This is a genomic window from Vagococcus salmoninarum (assembly GCF_003987495.1).
Lineage (GTDB): Bacteria > Bacillota > Bacilli > Lactobacillales > Vagococcaceae > Vagococcus_D > Vagococcus_D salmoninarum.
Map to the genome: position 1 here is coordinate 69,489 of NZ_NGJU01000017.1, position 17,096 is coordinate 86,584.

Sequence of the window (17,096 nt, forward strand, 5' to 3'; positions counted from 1 at the left end):
CCGATACAAAAATTAGACAAGTAAAAAGCAGTCGCTTCAGCGACTGCTTTTTTATTATTACTCTAAACGACTCATAATTTTCTCAATATTCATCGTCATAAATTCATCTGCTGTAATGCCAATAATTTTCGAAGTACATTTGACTTTAAGTAGGAGTTCCCTTAGTTCTGCTTCGTAGCGATGAACTTGAGGAGAAAGTAAAATGAACTCATAATTTATTTCTGTTACAAAGTTATAAGCGGAAAAATCCAATACTTCTTATTAGGTCTGTTTTGGTCTGCTCAATTTTTGGATTGATTGGCCAGTGATTTCCTTCAGCTCTTTACTGGTCCGATAACTCAATAATTCAAATGGGCCATAACACGTTTCTTTCAATTTTTCATAAGATGATCCATTTAAAGACACTTTGCAATATAATCCAATTTGTTCGTCACAATACATTAAAGGCCCTATATTTCATTAAAAATGATTGACATCGTTTTTTTAACTACCGTATAATGATTAGCGCAGCACAATTTTACCAATAGATAAGGAGAGAATATTATGGCAGGAGCAATTGCCGTCACACCCGAACAACTGAAATCACAAGCAAAGGTGTACACACAATCACAACAACAAATTCAAGATGCGATTCGTAAAGTAAATTCTATGAATCAACAAATCGCTCAAGAGTGGAAAGGTCAAGCGTTTCAATCATATTTAGAACAATACTCTCAATTAGAAGGAAATGTTAAAAAAATGGAAGAATTATTGATTAGCATTAACAGTCAATTAAACAAATATGCTGATACAGTTGCCCAACGTGACCAACAAGATGCGAGTTCTTTCGGTTTAAATTAAAAAAATAGTGATGGAAAAGCGTTTGTGCAGCATCTTGAGCTAACGCTTTTTTAGTAAAAAATAACTAAAAGGAGTTGCTGTAATGGGAAATGTTGCGTCAAATACCAGTTCTGCTAGTTCTGCAATTACAGGTGTTACTAACACTTCTGTTAGCCGAGGGCAACAAGTGACTCTAGGAAAAAGTAACATCGCCAGTATGAAAACAGGTATGTCCGTTAACAATCAAGTAATGACAAACTTAGCTGAAATGGTCAATTGCGTACAAGGTCAGAGTCAAAAATTCCCTAAAATAGCTGAACTGATTGCCATTCGCGACAGTCAAGTGACATTCTAGGGAGGCCATTATGAGTAAAGAGCAAGAACAATTAAAAATAAATCAAGAGATTCAAAGACAAGAATCTAAAGCTGACCATTTAAGAAATGAATCTCATAGAGTTCAAGAAACATTCGATAATCTTCAATCCAACCTTCGGAGAGGCTATCTTGAACTCACTCATTTGAATCAAGAAATTAGTCATTTTGGCGGTAAAGAAAGTGTGATAATCCAACAAAAAGACGAAGAACAGGCGCTTTTTTTTAGACGTCAGTTAGGAAAGTTACAAGAAGACTTCCACCAAGAATACAATAAACAAACCAAATTAATTGCAAATGAGAAAGAAGCCTTGCAGAGAAAAAGGAGTGAATTAGTATGGGATTAATCTATTCAAGTGCTGATTCAGATCAATTAATTAGTGCCTTAGGAAGTAATATCCGCAGTGCTAAAGAAACCACGGATCAATTGAAGTCAGGTAGTCAGAAAATTGTTGCCGCTGTGGATGGAAAAACGTTAGCCGGTGCTGCCTATACCGCAGGTAAAGGGTTGTTTAGTGACCTAATTATCCCTACAATTTCAAAAATAACAACTGCCTTTGACCAATTAGCTCAAGAACTACAAACGTATCAATCAGCAGATGATATAATCAAGAGTGAAGGTAGTTACTTAGACGAAGATATTATAAAACGACAAATTGAAATCAAAAAAAATCAAAAGAGTTCGGCTTTAAGCACAGTGTCAACTTTAGCCAATCAAATTAAGCTAGGAGACACACCTGAAATGTCTTCTAATATTCGTAACACACAACGAGAAATGACTCGTTTTGCGGACAGTTTATCTGAGGAAATCCGTAAATTAGAAAAGACACTGCAAGCACTTCAGACCTTCTCTTCGTCAACAAGTAGCTTATTCAGTCAAAGTCTGAATGATTTAAAGCTTGCCATGCAAAGCGTGTTAGTTTTAAGCAACACAATAGTGAAAAGTGATGGTACTTATGTTTTACCTGTTGGAACGGATAAAAGTTGGTTTACATTAAATAAGTCAGAAAGTGATACTGCTGTATTTAAAAATATGACTATGAATGTAGAAAATAATTTAACAGAAAAACAAAAAATAGAGTTAGATAAAGAACTTGACGGATTACCCAAAAATAAACAAGAAGAAGCATTATTAAAGTGGTTTGAAAAAAATGTATTTCCAATTTCTCAAGATGTGGCACTTGCACTATTAGAAGAACATGGTGACGAGTTAGGAACAATACTCTTCTCTACATCTGCTAAAAGTTTAGGAACACCAGTATCTGGGGCGTTATATTCAGGTTCTAAAATACTTGGAAACGCATCTAAAACGATGCCGATAATAGGATCAGTAATCGATTATAGTACTCAGATAATGGATGGCGAAAACTCTACAGATGCTCTTGTTAAAACAGGAGCTCATGCTGTTGGAGGAATATTAATAGGTTCAGCAATCGTAGGAATAGGATTAACCGGACTTCCAGCAATTGCATCGGGTATTGTTATTGGTACTGTTGTAAACTGGGTCATTGATACTGGATATGATAGAGGTAAAAATGCAGTGGGCAAAGCAATAAAATCTATCAAAAATAAGTGGAAAACTGTGTGGAAATAAGGTGATATGATGAGTATATATTTAAGTACAAATAATGAAAATGATAAAGAATATTATTTAAAAGAAGACACCGGTGAATTCCAACAAAGAGAAATAAAACCTTTCAACAAGAATCTAGTGTTTATAAGTTTAATTCCAATCCCTTTTATAGAAAATACTAAAGAAAAGCATGTTATAGGAAATATATATATATATATATTAATTTCTATTTTAGTAGGAATTCTTATAGGTTTTATATTAACTGTATTTTATAAAAATACAATACAATTAAAAAAAATAGAGTTGAATAATGATGAAATTGTCCAGATAATATTACAAGGTGAAGAAAAGTTAAAAAAGCAAGTTAAAATAATATCAGTATATTCGATTTTTATATTGTTAGTCTTGCTTATAAGTATAGTTGATAAAAGTATCTTTAGTTTGATTTCCATATCTTTTCTTACAACAATTGAAATCTATTTGTTTAATTTTTTTGGTATTTTTAAACGGAAAAACACATATGATTTTTTGAGAGATAAATATATATAATGAAAATTAATTTTGTCAGAAATCAGGAATTCGAGTGACTGGTACAGTATTTGAACTAATTACCAGTGGAGCTATTGTGGTAGTTGTTGCATCTGGATGGGCTGTCAATGAATGGGTAATAGATCCGTTATATAAGGGTGGGAAATTTATTTGGTTAAAAATAGATATGTTTTAATAACAACTAAATATCACAATACTTATTCTATATATTACGATGTTAATCGTAACTGCTTTTTAAAAAGAAAAGAAAGTACTCCCAAAAGTATATATTTATTATCAATATTATTTACAGTTTTTATGAGAAGATTTACAGAAACAAAAATAACACATCCATTTTCGTTAGTAATATTTATAGCAATTTTTGTAGGTGTATGTTTAGGCTTATTATTTTATGTCTTTGATCAGCATAATAAATCAAGAACATTAAAAAAAGCAGACAACTCTTATGAAAAAAAACAAGAGTATATCGCGCTGGGCAAAGCTTTACTATCTAATCAAATTAAATTACTTATTGTAGGAGTGATTCTATTATTCGTAATAGCAGTAACATTTTACTTTAGCAACACTACCAAAAATCTTTTTGGAACATTAATTTTATCATTTTTGTTGACTTATTGTTTTAACTTTAGTGCTCCGATACAAAAAAACAATTCTTTTTTTATCATAATGATGAAAAATAATATTTGTATGAAAGAAGGAATTAGATAATGAAATTATTACCAATAGGAACAATTATAATCTTAGAAAATGGAACACAAGAATTGATGATTACAGCTAGATACCCTTTGTATGATAATGAAGGAGAAATTGGCTATTTTGATTATGCTGGATGTCTTTATCCGCAAGGAATGACAAGCGAGGAAAATTATTTCTTTAATCAAGAAGACATAAAAAAAGTTATCTTCACAGGATATGAATCACTAGAAGAAATAGAATTAAGAAAAAACATTTTAGAACAAATTCAAACAACATCATATAAAAAAATAAATATAAAAGAAGCACTTGATTAGTTTTTTATCACATGAGGACGCGGATGGACTAAGGACACTTAACCACTTTTCTCAAGGCGATGGTTTATCGTATATTTATGTATTGAAGAAAATACCTAATAGTGAGTATAAACTAGGATTTTTATCTACTTTTGGTAGTCCTAATGCTAATCCAAATATCAATAAAAATATTTTTTGGGAAAATAGAGGATGTTGAATGCTTAAAAAGTATAGGTTGGAAGATTGTCCATATATTAATAACTTGAGCTCAGATGAGCTCAATAATGGGATTTATTATGAAGATCTTAAATACATTATGTTTGGTGACGAAAATCTAAAGTTGTCTATAAAGACTAAAAAGTATATATATTATCTAGTACGCATATCGCTCCCACTTATGTTTCTAATAAGTTTACTAGCAAGTTCTAACAGAACTTATTATCATTGTAATTATGAAGACAGTAGGTATTTAATGGTTAAATATACCTATTTCTCAATTTTCTTTATAGGATATGGCATAGATAAAGGTGGATATTTGATTTATTTTTTTGTTCTTACAATGTCTATAGTTGTTTTTTTCTATTTATATTACACAGTAGAGAAGAATATGATTATATCGGAAGTAACTCGAAGGTTTAACAAGAGCTATAAGCTTTCTAAACTTTTAACTTTAATAATGGGAATAACAGGAATCCTAGTATCCTTACTTTTATTATCTGTTACATTTTATAGACTAAATAGATGGTGGTTATCAGATTATGTGAATTCTCAACCGGTTATTAATGAACCTGTCTTAGATAATTTAATAGGGATATTTATAGAGATACCTATGTTATTATCGATAACGTTAATTCCGACATTCTTTTTATATGATGCAAAAAGTTATGTAATTGCCAACGTAGTAAAAAATAATGCCGAAGATTTTAGAGAAAGATATAACTATTCAAAAAAAGAATGGTATGGAAATTAAAAAATATGGGCTCCTATAATATGGTTGTAGACAATTTGTTTACTATCATATATTGTAGGGCAAAAAAAGCAGTCGCTTCAGCGACTGCTTTTTTATTATTACTCTAAACGACTCATAATTTTCTCAATATTCATCGTCATAAATTCATCTGCTGTAATGCCAATAATTTTCGAAGTACATTTGACTTTAAGTAAGAGTTCCCTTAGTTCTGCTTCGTAGCGATGAACTTGAGGAGAAAGTAAAATGAACTCATAATTTTTGAAATTTAACTTCTCTTCTACTCGCATGACCGGCGCGTAGTCCACGTCATAATTTAGCCCTTTGTCACGAATGTTTTCTAAGATTTTTGATACAAATAAAGACGCACTAATACCTGACTCACACACAAATAAGAGACTTTTTTCCATCAAGACACTCCTGACTATAATTTAATAACTTTGACTGGTTGACCTGATTTTAATGACTCGTTAGCTGCAAACGCTAAACGTTGAGCCATAATGCCATCTTCAAAGGAAACAGGTGTCGCTGTATCGTTACGAATCGCTGTTAAAAATTCCTCAACTTCGGCGATGTAAGCGTCATTGTAACGTTCTAAAAAGAAGTGTAAGGGTTTTTGGCTATGCACCCCTTCCACATTCGATAAAGTAACATTGTTAACTAATTCGTTTTCTGCTTGGGAAGCTCCTTTTGATCCAAAGGCTTCAATTCGTTGGTCATAACCGTAAACCGCTTGACGACTGTTACTAATAACGCCGAGACAGCCATTTTCAAAGATTAATGTCACCACTGCCGTATCAACATCGATGCCTTTAATTTCTTCGTTGACTAAAACCCCACCTGTGGCATAGACTTCCGTTACTTCACTGCCAGCAATAAAGCGGGCCATGTCAAAATCATGAATCATCATGTCGAAGAATAAACCACCAGAAGATTTAACGTAAGCTAAGGGTGGTGCTTCAGGATCACGGGAATCAATTCTTAATAATTGAATCTCACCAATGGCCCCACTAGTAACATGTTCTTTGACTTGGGCGAAGTTCCGATCAAAACGACGGTTGACCCCTAATTGGAATTTCACGCCAGCTTTTTTGACTTCTTCAAAGGCCGCTAACGTTTCAGTATCCGAAAAGCTAATCGGCTTCTCACAAAAAATATGTTTACCGGCGGCTGCTCCTTGTTTAATTAAGTCGGCATGAGTATCTGTCGGGCTACAAATAAAGACAGCATCAATTTCTGGATCAGTTAAAATTTCAGCGAAGTCTGACACTAAGGGGACCCCTACTTCTTTTTCAAAATCGACCATTTTATCAGCAAAGATATCTGCGACTTTTTTAACTTTAACACCTGCCATTTGAACTAAGTTATTCGTATGGAGCTTGCCGATTCGGCCGCCACCAATCACACCAACTACTAATTCTTTTTTCATCATTTCAACTCCTATTATTTTTTAGCGCGCAAAACCGACTGGTGAGAAGGCTAAGTACGTGACGATTACAATGACAATTGTGACAATACTAACTAGTTTTGTGTGTTTCCAAGGGGTAATATCAACTTTCGTATTAAAGACTTTCAACTCGAAGTCCCCAGCTGGTTTCCATTTTGACACTAAAAACATGACTAAGACATCTAAGAAGAATAAGAAACTTAAGACATATAAGAAGTGAACATCTTTCAAGAAAACTTTCGATAAGGCGTATAAGACAATATGCATTGAAATCGTCACTTTCGCTGATAAAGCTGTAGCTTTCTTAGAATAGAAAGCTAACAAGATAATGACTAATAAAGGCATATTGTAAAGACCGTTAAATTCTTGCACGAACTGATACAAACCTGCTGGCGCAAAGGAAATTAAAGGTGCCACAATCACAGAAATCACACCAACAATGACTGTTACCATTTTCCCTGCTCGGGTAATTTGAGCATCTGTGGCTTTTTTATTGATAATTGGTTTGTAAAAATCTAATGAGACTAAAGTTGACGTGGCATTTAAGGCACCTGAGAAGGAGGACAAGATTGCGCCGAAAATAACGGCTGCAAAAATCCCGTACATCATCTCCGGTAAAACTGCCGTTACTAAGGCTGGATAAGCGCTATCTGGACTTTTCAACAATGTATCCCCAAATAAATTACGAGCAACAATCCCTGGGAAGACTAAGAACAAGGCCCCAAAGACTTTAAAGAAACCAACCATAAAGGCCCCTTTTTGGGCTTCTGCTAAATTTTTACCTGATAAGGCTTTTTGGACGATCATCTGGTTTGTACACCAGAAGTATAAGTTATTGAAAAGCATCCCTGTAAATAAGGTTGGCCAAGGAACGACTGCGGAGTCAATCGACCCGACAGAGTTTAATAACCACGGTGTTTGATCAACAATATAATCAATCCCACCAATAAAGTTACCATTCCCTAGTTTCATTACACCTAAAACTGGTACGAGTAAGCCACAAATCAATAAACCAAAGCCGTAAACTGTGTCACTATTGGCACTTAAACTTAAACCACCAATTAACAAGTACATAATCCCGATAATCCCGATGGCTAATGAGACTAAAATAATCGAGGTGATCGGTCGTACGCCTAAGAGTTCATCGATTCTAAAAATCTTGTTAAAAACTAAAGAGCCCGAATATAAGACGACTGGTAGAAAGGAAGTCATGTAAGTAATAATAAATAAGGCAGAGATAATCCGTTTCGTCATTGTATCGTAACGAATTTCAATAAAATCGGAAACAGTATTAATTCCGTATTTAAAATACTTCGGTAAGAAGACGGCGGCTAACAAGACAATCGCAATCGCCGCTGTGACTTCCCAAGCCATGACTTCCATTCCAGCCACATAACTTTGACCATTTTGGCCGACAATTTGTTCTGTGGATAAGTTTGTCATAATGATAGAGCCAGCAATTGGCAAGGCTGTTAAGCTCCGGCCACCCATAAAGAAGCCTTCAGAATCGGTTACATCAACACCACGGGAACGTTTAAAAGCAAAAAGCCAAACTGCAACAATGATTAAAACAAAACTTACTACCGAAAAAACATTCATTTGCACACCTCTTTAGTTTATAGTTTAGTGACTTCTTTAATGTACTGACGGGCTTTTTTTGCGAAGACGAAGGGATTCGCTTTGGCAGGATCTTGTTCTGCCTCAACGACAATCCAGCCAGTATAATTACTCGCTTCAATCGCTTGCCAAATTGGTTTAAAATCAATCATTCCATCCCCTGGTACTGTAAAGACGCCAGCTTTAACGCCGGCTAAAAAGCTGGCTTTGTCAGCTTTAACTTCAGCCATTTCCTTTGAGCGAATGTCTTTAAAATGAATGTGGGCAATCCGGTCCTGATACAGTTCGTAAATTTCTACTGGGTCTTCACCGGAGAAGACTAAGTGGCCTGTATCAAACAATAAACTAACTTTAGCGGGATCAGTCATCCTCATTAACTGTTTAATTTCGGCAGTTGTTTGGACCCCAGTTCCCATATGGTGATGGTACACGACAGTCATGTCTTTTTCAGCTGCTAAGTCACCTAGTTTTTCTAAGCCACTGGCTAAGTTTTGCCAATCTTCTGGACTAAAAATCGGCTTCTCATCAAAGACTGGTGTTGTCATTTGACCTTGAATGCTGTGACCTTGTTCGGAAACGACAATCACTTCTGCACCCATGCCATGGAGAAAATCACGATGCTCAATAAAGGCAGCCGCCGTCTCATCGTAAGGCTTTGTCGTTAAAAAGGCACTGAACCACGCACTAGCAACACTTAAGCCCCGGGGCTCTAAGTAACTCTTTAATGCAGTGACATCACGAGGGTATTTATTCCCAATTTCCGTGCCGACAAACCCGGCTAAGGCCATTTCGCTAATACATTGTTCAAAACTATTTTGACTGCCTAATTCTGGTAAATCATCGTTAGTCCAAGCAATTGGTGCAATTGCTAATTTGATTGTCATTTTACTTCCTCCTCATTATCAATAGAACGGTTACATTTGTTACAACTCAACTTTAACTAAGGTCTGTCCTTCATAAGATGTTTGGCAAGCAATTGCCACTTTCGTCGCCTGCAAGCCGTCATTACCTGTGACTTTTGGTTGTTCTTTGGCTAGTATGCAACGAACAAACTCCTTCGTTTCATTAATAAATGCTTGCTTAAAACGTTCTGGGAAATTTTGCGAACAAGGTCTAACCACCCCATCTTGGTTCATCACAGTGACTAGATTCTTCTCAGGAATTTGGGCAATTCGTAACATGCCTTTCGTGCCAATTAATTCTGTCTCCACATGGTAACCGTGCTGACAATTACGACCAGCCACTAAAATTCCCATTGTCTTATCTGTCAGTTGGAGCATCGCGGCCCCGGTTTCTAATTCACCTACCCCATCTAGTTCTGGATAAGCGGCATTTTTACCGATGGCCCAGACAGTTGCGACTTCTTGATTCGTGAACCAGCGAACTAAATCAATGTCGTGAATCGACATATCAGCAAACAAACCACCACTATTACTAGCTCCAGCGAATTTAACAAAGCTTTCAAGCCCCTCACTTGGATCAATACCGTAGCTTCGAATCAAAGTTAACTCCCCTAGTTCTCCTGCCTCAACAAGCCCTTTCGCATATTGATAAGACTCATCGTAACGGCGCATAAAACCTAACATAAAGATTTGTTGAGGATGAGCGGCAATGACGGCTAAAGTTTCTTCAATTTCTGCCAGATCTAAGCCTATTGGTTTTTCAGAAAAAACATGTTTGCCATAGGTCATAGCTAATTTAATTTGTTGGCAATGAAAACCTGACGGTGAGGCAATAAAGATTGCTTCGATCTTCGGATCGGCTACCATATCAGCATAATCCGTGTAAGTTTTAGTGACGCCTAGTGCTCTTTGAGCCCATTCTAACTCTGACACTACCGGGCTACAGGCCCCGTATAATTCGCAATTGGGAATATTAAAAGCTAAGTTCTTAGCATGGCCTTGACCTAATCGCCCGAGACCGACAATACCAATTTTGACAGTAGTCATCTTTTGTCCTCCTTGATTGTTAATACTTCCAAGCACTTTGCAATTTTTCTTGACGGGCTTGAGCTGCTGCTAGCACCTCAGCCGACTCTGAGACTTCTGACAGTCCGACATTCCACCAGCCACCGTAACCGTCTGACATGGTTTTCGGTAAGACTTTAATATCGATTAAGGTTGAGCGACTTTGAGTTTTAGCATCAGTAATCGCAGCAATTAATTCTTGGCGGGTACTAACCCGGTAGACTTTCGCCCCATAACCTTCAGCAACTTTTGCATAGTCAATTGTCATAATTTGATTGTCCACGTCTCGGAGTTCACAGTGATAACTACTGCTACCATTACCCATTTGCAAGTTATTAATACAACCGTAGCCAGCATTATCAAATAGCATGACATTAATCTTCTGCTGATACTGAAGTGCTGTCACTAGTTCCGTATGGAGCATTAAGAAACTGCCATCACCAAGGACGGCGTAAACTTCCCGTTCGGGTTCGGCTAACTTCGCTCCTAAAGCCCCAGCGATTTCATAGCCCATACAAGAATAGCCATACTCTAAATGGTAAGTATTTTCGGTTTTAGTTTGCCATAAGCGTTGCATATCTCCTGGTAAAGACCCCGCTGAGGCGACGACAATACTGCCTTCAGTGACAGTGTCATTCATCGTAATAAAGGCATCTGTTTGAGCGAACTCCGTTCCTAATTGATCAGCGTATTCATTCATCTCTGTTTGGGAGAAATCACCTGCAATTTCAGGTTGAAAGTCTTGACGATTAAAGCTGACATTCTGTAGACGTTGGCGTTCTATCTGCCATTCCTCTTGCCACTGGCTTAAGTCAGTGCCGTAAGTTGTGTGATAGTCTCCCAGTTCTTGGCTAATGGCTTCTAAGGCGGCTCGCCCATCAGCTACTACTTGAAAACCATCAAATTTATAACTTTGCATGCGACTGACATTAATATTTAAAAATTCCGTTTGCTCATAGTTAAAGGCGGTTTTCGATGAGGTAATAAAGTCGGTATAACGGGTCCCAACGCCGATAATCAAATCCGCACTGGCTACGGCTTGATTCGCCGCTGATGTCCCTAAAATTCCGGTCCCTCCAAGGTTATAAGGAAAGTCATAAGGAACTGTGGCTTTCCCAGCGTGGGTTTCAACTAAAGGAATTTGGTGTTTTTCTGACAAACTTCGCAAAATTTGACTGGCTTGGGAATACTTAGCCCCACCACCGACAATAATGACCGGTCGTTGGCTAGCTTTGATTTTCTCAACACTGCCAAGGACTTCCCGCTGAGTTGGCACTGAACGGTTTAAGTAATGAACTCGTTTTTCAAAGAAACGACTGTCGTACTCGTAAGCTTCCCCTTCAGTATCTTGAGGAATACAAATCGTCGCAGGTCCGGCAGTGGCTGGATTAGTCATAACTTCGAAAGCCCGAATTAAAGCCGGCATTAACTGCTCAGGTCGTTGGACGCGATCCCAGTAACGAGAAACTGCTTTGAAAGCGTCATTAGTCGTCGTGGCGATACTGCCTTCATGTTCCAATTGTTGTAAAACTGGATCTGGTTGGCGACTAGCAAACGTATCGGCTGGTAAAAGTAAGACTGGAATATTATTAGCGTGAGCCGTTGCCGCTGCTGTTAACATGTTGGCAGAACCTGGACCAGCAGACGCTGTCACCCCATAAATTTTTTGACGTAACTTTTGTTTACTGAAGGCAATGGCGCTATGAGCCATGCCTTGCTCATTTTTCCCTTGGATAACCTTTAAATGTCCCGGATTTTCAGCTAAGGCTTGCCCAATCCCTAAGACGTTACCATGACCGAAAATATTAAAAATCCCTGCCACAAATGGCTCTTCAACTCCGTCAACTGATAAATATTGTTGATTTAAAAATTTGATTAACGCTTGGGCTGTCGTTAACTTAATCGTTTCCCTCATCTTTTCACTTCCTTTACTCAGCTTGTTCAGCCATTAAGGCTTCAATTTGTTCAACTGTTGGCATGGCTTCTGATGAGCTATGTTTACTGACGACAATCGCCGCCGAGGCACTGCCGTATTGTAAGGCAGTTTGTAAGTCTTTGCCGGCACTTAAGGCATATAAGAAGGCTGCCGCATAAGAATCCCCAGCACCAAAGGTTTTTAAGACATTTGATTGATAAGCTTTCGTTTGATACGTTCCCCCTGCTTTCGTGTAAGCATAAGAGCCTTGAACACCATGTTTGATGACTAATAACTCTGGTCGATATGAGAATAAATAATCGACCGTTGTTTCATTGTTCCCACCTGTCAGATTTTCTAACATGTCGTATTCATCTCGTGTCCCAATAACCACATCCGCTTGTTCCGCGACTAAGGCGTAATAGATTGAGGTTTCTTCTGAATTTTTCCAAGTATAAGGTCGGTAGTCTAATTCAAAAACGATTTTTACGTGATTTTCACGGGCAATCCCTACAGCTTTTAAGACAGCTTCCCGGGAAGGACTTTGAGCTAGACCAGTGCCAGAAATCACTAACATGTGACTGGCTTTAATGTACTCAGGATCAATTTCAGCCGCTTCTAAATATAAATCAGCCACATTGTCACGGTACATTAAAATGCTACATTCTTCAGGACTTAAAATTTCCGTAAAAGCTAAGCCAGTTTTGCGGTTCTCACGGTCTAAGACGAATTGACTCGTATCAACCCCAGCTTTTGCCATGTAATTTGTAATAAAACGGCCGTGTTGATCGTCTGGGACTTTACCAATAAAGCCACATTTCAAGCCTAACTTGGCAGCGCCAATGGCAATATTAGCTGGTGAGCCACCAACGTATTTACTAAATGTCATTGTCTCTTCCATGGGACGATTGTATTCGACAGCATTTAGATCGACACAAGCTCGACCTAAAGCGATTAAATCATATTTTTTCTCTATCATTGTGATGCTCCTAACTGGGATTTATTTGCGGTTTAATAACCATTCATGGGCAGGTTCGTTATGGAATTTCCAAGTTTTTATTGGACCAGCCATAATATTTAAATAGTAAGAATCGTAACCATCTGGAACAGCTACTGGATGATAACCTTTTGGGACTAAGACAACGGTTTCATTTTCAATTGCCATGGTTTCATCTAGTGAGCGGTCATCAGTATAGACTCGTTGAAAAATAAAGCCTTGCTGAGGATTGATTTCATGATAGTAAGTTTCTTCTAAAAATGACTCATAAGGTAAATTATTTTGATCGTGTTTATGAGGCGGGTAACTTGACCAGTTGCCACTATCAGTAAAGACTTCCACTACAATTAAACTATTGGAAATCGGGCTTTGATCATCTAAAATATTGTGGACTAACCGTTGATTGCTATTAATGCCTCTTTGTTCGATACGGTTACTACTAGCGGGAATCAATTGAGTTGGTAAAGGCTGACTCGCTGGTGAGTAGCAAAGCAGCACTTTGGCTGCCTTACTCACCTTAATTGTTAGCTTTTGATTAATGCCTAGATAGACACTATCTGTCGGAATCTTTTCAAAGACCGTACTCCGTGTCCCAATATCTGTGAAGGTCTGTTCTTGATCAGAAACCGTTGCTTTCCCAGTTAAGACGACGACACAGACTTCTAAGTCAGATAAACTTTCTTCATAACAGCTCTCACCACTAAACTCTAATAAGCGTAATTCAATATACTCTAAGCCTTCTGTTGCCCGAGTCACATGTTGTCGTTGGATGACTCCCTCTGTCAATGGCTGACTAACAGGAATTCTTTTTAAATTTGCCATAAATAATGCTCCTTCTTTTAAATATCTCCCCGTGAGTAGCGGGCCGTCACAACTTTATTGCGAGTGTAAAAATCAACCCCGGCTTTACCATTGGCTGGCAAGGTTCCATAAAAAGATGATTTCCAACCTGAGAAGGGGAACATTGCCATTGGAGCTGGTACCCCTAAGTTAATGCCTAACATGCCGGCATCAATGTTTTCCCGGAAGTAACGAATGGCGGAGGCGTTATTCGTAAAGAGACAAGCCCCATTAGCAAACTCCGATTGGTTAGCAATGGCAATGCCTTCTTTTAAGTCAGCGATTTTAATCACTGATAAGACTGGGGCAAAAATTTCTTCTTGCCAAATTCGCATCTCTGACGTTACACCTTCAAAAATCGTCGGCCCCACAAAGTAGCCTTCCTTATTTTCAAGATCACGACCGTCACAGACTAAGGTTGCCCCTTCAGCTATGCCTGTTTCAATGTAACCGATTGTTCTTTTTAAGTTATCTTCACGAATGACTGGACCTAAGAAGACGTCATCTTCTAAGCCATTACCAATTTTAAGTTCTTTCGTGGCAGCGACTAACTGGTCCATAAACTCATCATAAATTCCAGCTTCAACAGTAACCACAGCTGCTGCCATACAACGCTCACCAGCTGAGCCAAAGGCGGCACTAACAATAGCTGGAATACTGTCTTTAAGATTTGCATCTTTTAAGACGACTGTGTGATTTTTAGCACCAGTTAGAGCTTGAACTCGTTTCAAGTTTTTCGAACCTTCTGTATAGATGTATTGACCGACTGGTTTTGAGCCGACAAATGAAATCGCTTTAATTTCTGGGTGTTCTAAAATCCCATTAACAACATCATGAGCCCCATAGACAATGTTTAAAACCCCTGCTGGCAAACCGGCTTCCATAATTAATTCCACAACTTTTTCCATTAATAGAGGGGTTCTTTCTGAAGGTTTCAAAATCACCGTATTACCTGTCGCAATCGCCATTGGAAACATCCAGAAAGGAACCATCATCGGGAAGTTAAAAGGCGTAATGCCACCGACAACACCCACAGGGTATTTATATACCGTAGCTTCCACGTCAGTCGCAATTGATGAGGCGCTATCTCCCATCATTAAAGTTGGTGCACCTGCTGCAAACTCAACATTTTCGATCCCACGTTGCACTTCACCGTAAGATTCTGATAAGGCTTTACCATTCTCTAGTGTCACTAAACGGGCTAATTCGTCTTTATTGGCGACTAATAATTGATGGAACTTATATAAAATCCGAGCCCGGCGCGGGGCTGCAACTTCTTTCCATTCTAAAAAGCGTTGGTGAGCAATCTCTGCTGCTTGTTTTAAATCGGCTTTCGTCGATAAAGGAACTAGACATAAGGCTTCTTTCGTTGCGGGATTGATGACAGTTTCATATTTGTCGGTGACACTAGGGACCCACTTGCCATCCACAAAATTCTTTAATTTTCTTACTTCAGTCATGATATACCTCCATTTTTTTGATTTGACCACTAACTTGGTTAACTTTTGGTTAACTTGGATATGTTCACCCCGTATATTACACAACTTAACCATGATAGTCAATCTTTTTTTCGGTTATATTTTAATTTCTATGGAAGTTAACCAAGTTGACCGCCTACATCATGGTTAACTCTTGATTAAGTTTTAGTAATATGATAAAGTTTAATTGAATGATTCAGAAACTATGATAATGGAGATAAATAATATGAAAGAAAAGAGAAATGATTTAATTAAGCAGTATATCTTAGAAAAAGAACACGTTACGCTAAAAGAGTTGGAAACTCACTTTAATGTCTCAATGAATACGATTCGCCGAGACATTACCGATGTTTTAAATGATCCCCGGTTTGAAAAAGTTTATGGTGGTGTTAGCACTACGAATAACCAACTAATTTCCTTTGAACACCGGAATATCGAAAATAAAGAGATTAAACAAAAAATTGCCGAAACCGCTGCTCAACTAATTACAGATGGGGACATTGTTTACATTGACTCCGGCACAACGACAAAATATCTTTTAGACTATTTAGAGGCTGATATCACTTTTACTTTAATTACTAATAGTTTAGATGTGATTTTAAAAGCCGAAAAACTTAGTAATGTTGATATTTTGATTTTAGGTAATATGTTTAAAAAATCAACCCGCTCCTTTGTTGGGACTACCCCTGAGCAAGTCACTAATAAATACAATATCTCGAAAGCTTTTATGGCGGCAACAGCCGTCTCAATGACAAATGGTTTAATGAATTCCGACTTGATGGAGTATGAACTCAAAAAAGAAGTTGTTAACAAGACAACTGAAACTTATCTCTTAGCAGATGCTACAAAGTTTGAAAAATCAACCTTATTGACCTATGCCCCCTTGGAGTCCGTTGATAAGATTTTTACAGATTACATCTTTGATGAAACGTATCAAGACTTTTTAACTACTAACCAAATTGAAGCGATTAACGTTTCATCTAAAAATGGAGGAAATTAAATGCCCTTAGTAAAATTTGATTTAATTAAAGGTCGGAGTCCAGAAGAAATCACGACACTCTTAGATATTTGTCACCAGGTTTTCTTAGAAACATTAGACATTCCTGAAGGCGATCGTTACCAAATCGTGACTCAACATGAGCCTTACGAGATGCAGATGGCTGACACCGGCTTAGGCTTTGAACGAACTCAGGCTGTGGTTTTACTGTCGATTACTAGCCGCTCTCGGACACGAGTCCAAAAAGAAAGCCTCTATCGTCGTCTCCAAGAAGAGTTAACAAGTCAAATTGGTTTACGGCCAGAAGACTTAATGATTAATTTTACGATCAATGAGGATGAAGATTGGTCCTTCTCACATGGTCGAGCTCAGTTTTTAACTGGAGAATTGGCATAGAACTAACTCTTTTAGCTATTACAAACAACTCAAAAACCCCTGAAAGATTTTGGCTGTATAATTTTTGGTGTGGATGAAGAAATTCATTCACGCCTATTTTTACACAAAAAAATAGAAACATATGAACTTTCCAGTTAGAATAAAGTTGCTAAGACCAATTCAGGGAGGAAGAT

Annotated in this window: 20 protein-coding genes; 10 read left to right on the plus strand and 10 right to left on the minus strand. The window is 37.5% G+C overall.

Annotated elements, in window-relative coordinates; genetic code table 11:
- Positions 1 to 57 precede the first annotated feature (57 nt).
- The gene (locus CBF35_RS11200; RefSeq protein WP_126781191.1) at positions 58 to 252 is read right to left on the minus strand and encodes a hypothetical protein; all 195 of its coding nucleotides are present in this window, start codon (positions 250 to 252) and stop codon (positions 58 to 60) included.
- 291 nt (positions 253 to 543) lie between these two features.
- On the opposite strand from CBF35_RS11200, the gene CBF35_RS11205 reads away from it, so the two are divergent.
- The 8 genes from CBF35_RS11205 to CBF35_RS11240 all read left to right on the plus strand — a co-directional run bounded on the left by CBF35_RS11205 (position 544) and on the right by CBF35_RS11240 (position 5,272).
- On the plus strand, positions 544 to 840 hold the full coding sequence (locus CBF35_RS11205) for a WXG100 family type VII secretion target (RefSeq protein ID WP_126781193.1): 297 nt from the start codon (positions 544 to 546) through the stop codon (positions 838 to 840).
- 82 nt (positions 841 to 922) lie between these two features.
- On the plus strand, positions 923 to 1,174 hold the full coding sequence (locus CBF35_RS11210; protein WP_126781195.1) for a hypothetical protein: 252 nt from the start codon (positions 923 to 925) through the stop codon (positions 1,172 to 1,174).
- Between the two features lie 10 nt (positions 1,175 to 1,184).
- Positions 1,185 to 1,538 carry a hypothetical protein gene (locus tag CBF35_RS11215; protein WP_126781197.1) on the plus strand — a complete coding sequence of 118 codons (354 nt, stop codon included), beginning with the start codon at positions 1,185 to 1,187 and terminating at the stop codon, positions 1,536 to 1,538.
- The gene (locus CBF35_RS11220; RefSeq protein ID WP_126781199.1) at positions 1,529 to 2,785 is read left to right on the plus strand and encodes a T7SS effector LXG polymorphic toxin; all 1,257 of its coding nucleotides are present in this window, start codon (positions 1,529 to 1,531) and stop codon (positions 2,783 to 2,785) included. The genes CBF35_RS11215 and CBF35_RS11220 overlap by 10 nt, the downstream gene beginning before the upstream one ends.
- A gap of 9 nt (positions 2,786 to 2,794) precedes the next feature.
- The gene (locus tag CBF35_RS11225) at positions 2,795 to 3,313 is read left to right on the plus strand and encodes a hypothetical protein (protein WP_126781201.1); all 519 of its coding nucleotides are present in this window, start codon (positions 2,795 to 2,797) and stop codon (positions 3,311 to 3,313) included.
- 150 nt (positions 3,314 to 3,463) lie between these two features.
- On the plus strand, positions 3,464 to 4,021 hold the full coding sequence (locus CBF35_RS11230; RefSeq protein ID WP_126781203.1) for a lipopolysaccharide assembly protein LapA domain-containing protein: 558 nt from the start codon (positions 3,464 to 3,466) through the stop codon (positions 4,019 to 4,021).
- Positions 4,021 to 4,323 carry a DUF4176 domain-containing protein gene (locus CBF35_RS11235; RefSeq protein ID WP_228026101.1) on the plus strand — a complete coding sequence of 101 codons (303 nt, stop codon included), beginning with the start codon at positions 4,021 to 4,023 and terminating at the stop codon, positions 4,321 to 4,323. The genes CBF35_RS11230 and CBF35_RS11235 overlap by 1 nt, the downstream gene beginning before the upstream one ends.
- A 451-nt stretch (positions 4,324 to 4,774) precedes the next feature.
- Positions 4,775 to 5,272: a hypothetical protein gene (locus tag CBF35_RS11240; protein ID WP_126781207.1), complete on the plus strand. Its 498-nt coding sequence runs from the start codon at positions 4,775 to 4,777 to the stop codon at positions 5,270 to 5,272.
- A 98-nt stretch (positions 5,273 to 5,370) separates the two neighbouring features.
- Here the strand turns inward: CBF35_RS11240 and CBF35_RS11245 are convergent, their stop codons facing one another.
- The 9 genes from CBF35_RS11245 to CBF35_RS11285 are packed head-to-tail and all read right to left on the minus strand — an operon-like array spanning position 5,371 to position 15,512.
- Positions 5,371 to 5,679: a PTS sugar transporter subunit IIB gene (locus CBF35_RS11245; protein WP_126781209.1), complete on the minus strand. Its 309-nt coding sequence runs from the start codon at positions 5,677 to 5,679 to the stop codon at positions 5,371 to 5,373.
- Between the two features lie 14 nt (positions 5,680 to 5,693).
- Positions 5,694 to 6,698: an inositol 2-dehydrogenase gene (gene iolG, locus CBF35_RS11250; RefSeq protein WP_170174787.1), complete on the minus strand. Its 1,005-nt coding sequence runs from the start codon at positions 6,696 to 6,698 to the stop codon at positions 5,694 to 5,696.
- A gap of 21 nt (positions 6,699 to 6,719) precedes the next feature.
- On the minus strand, positions 6,720 to 8,315 hold the full coding sequence (locus CBF35_RS11255; RefSeq protein ID WP_126781213.1) for a solute:sodium symporter family transporter: 1,596 nt from the start codon (positions 8,313 to 8,315) through the stop codon (positions 6,720 to 6,722).
- A gap of 17 nt (positions 8,316 to 8,332) precedes the next feature.
- Positions 8,333 to 9,217 carry a myo-inosose-2 dehydratase gene (gene iolE / locus CBF35_RS11260; RefSeq protein ID WP_126781215.1) on the minus strand — a complete coding sequence of 295 codons (885 nt, stop codon included), beginning with the start codon at positions 9,215 to 9,217 and terminating at the stop codon, positions 8,333 to 8,335.
- Between the two features lie 39 nt (positions 9,218 to 9,256).
- Positions 9,257 to 10,282 (minus strand): inositol 2-dehydrogenase, encoded by a 1,026-nt coding sequence (iolG, locus tag CBF35_RS11265; RefSeq protein WP_126781217.1) that lies wholly within the window; start codon positions 10,280 to 10,282, stop codon positions 9,257 to 9,259.
- A 19-nt stretch (positions 10,283 to 10,301) separates the two neighbouring features.
- The gene (gene iolD / locus CBF35_RS11270; RefSeq protein ID WP_126781219.1) at positions 10,302 to 12,215 is read right to left on the minus strand and encodes a 3D-(3,5/4)-trihydroxycyclohexane-1,2-dione acylhydrolase (decyclizing); all 1,914 of its coding nucleotides are present in this window, start codon (positions 12,213 to 12,215) and stop codon (positions 10,302 to 10,304) included.
- A 13-nt stretch (positions 12,216 to 12,228) separates the two neighbouring features.
- Positions 12,229 to 13,191 (minus strand): 5-dehydro-2-deoxygluconokinase, encoded by a 963-nt coding sequence (gene iolC / locus CBF35_RS11275; RefSeq protein WP_211345312.1) that lies wholly within the window; start codon positions 13,189 to 13,191, stop codon positions 12,229 to 12,231.
- Positions 13,192 to 13,215: 24 nt separating this feature from the next.
- Entirely contained in the window at positions 13,216 to 14,034 is an 819-nt protein-coding gene (gene iolB, locus CBF35_RS11280) for a 5-deoxy-glucuronate isomerase (protein ID WP_126781223.1), read from the minus strand.
- A 17-nt stretch (positions 14,035 to 14,051) separates the two neighbouring features.
- On the minus strand, positions 14,052 to 15,512 hold the full coding sequence (locus CBF35_RS11285; protein WP_126781225.1) for a CoA-acylating methylmalonate-semialdehyde dehydrogenase: 1,461 nt from the start codon (positions 15,510 to 15,512) through the stop codon (positions 14,052 to 14,054).
- A gap of 244 nt (positions 15,513 to 15,756) precedes the next feature.
- Between CBF35_RS11285 and CBF35_RS11290 the strand changes: the two genes are divergently transcribed.
- Both CBF35_RS11290 and CBF35_RS11295 read left to right on the plus strand, forming a co-directional pair.
- On the plus strand, positions 15,757 to 16,530 hold the full coding sequence (locus tag CBF35_RS11290) for a DeoR/GlpR family DNA-binding transcription regulator (RefSeq protein WP_126781227.1): 774 nt from the start codon (positions 15,757 to 15,759) through the stop codon (positions 16,528 to 16,530).
- Positions 16,531 to 16,923 carry a tautomerase family protein gene (locus CBF35_RS11295; RefSeq protein ID WP_126781229.1) on the plus strand — a complete coding sequence of 131 codons (393 nt, stop codon included), beginning with the start codon at positions 16,531 to 16,533 and terminating at the stop codon, positions 16,921 to 16,923.
- Positions 16,924 to 17,096: the final 173 nt, after the last annotated feature.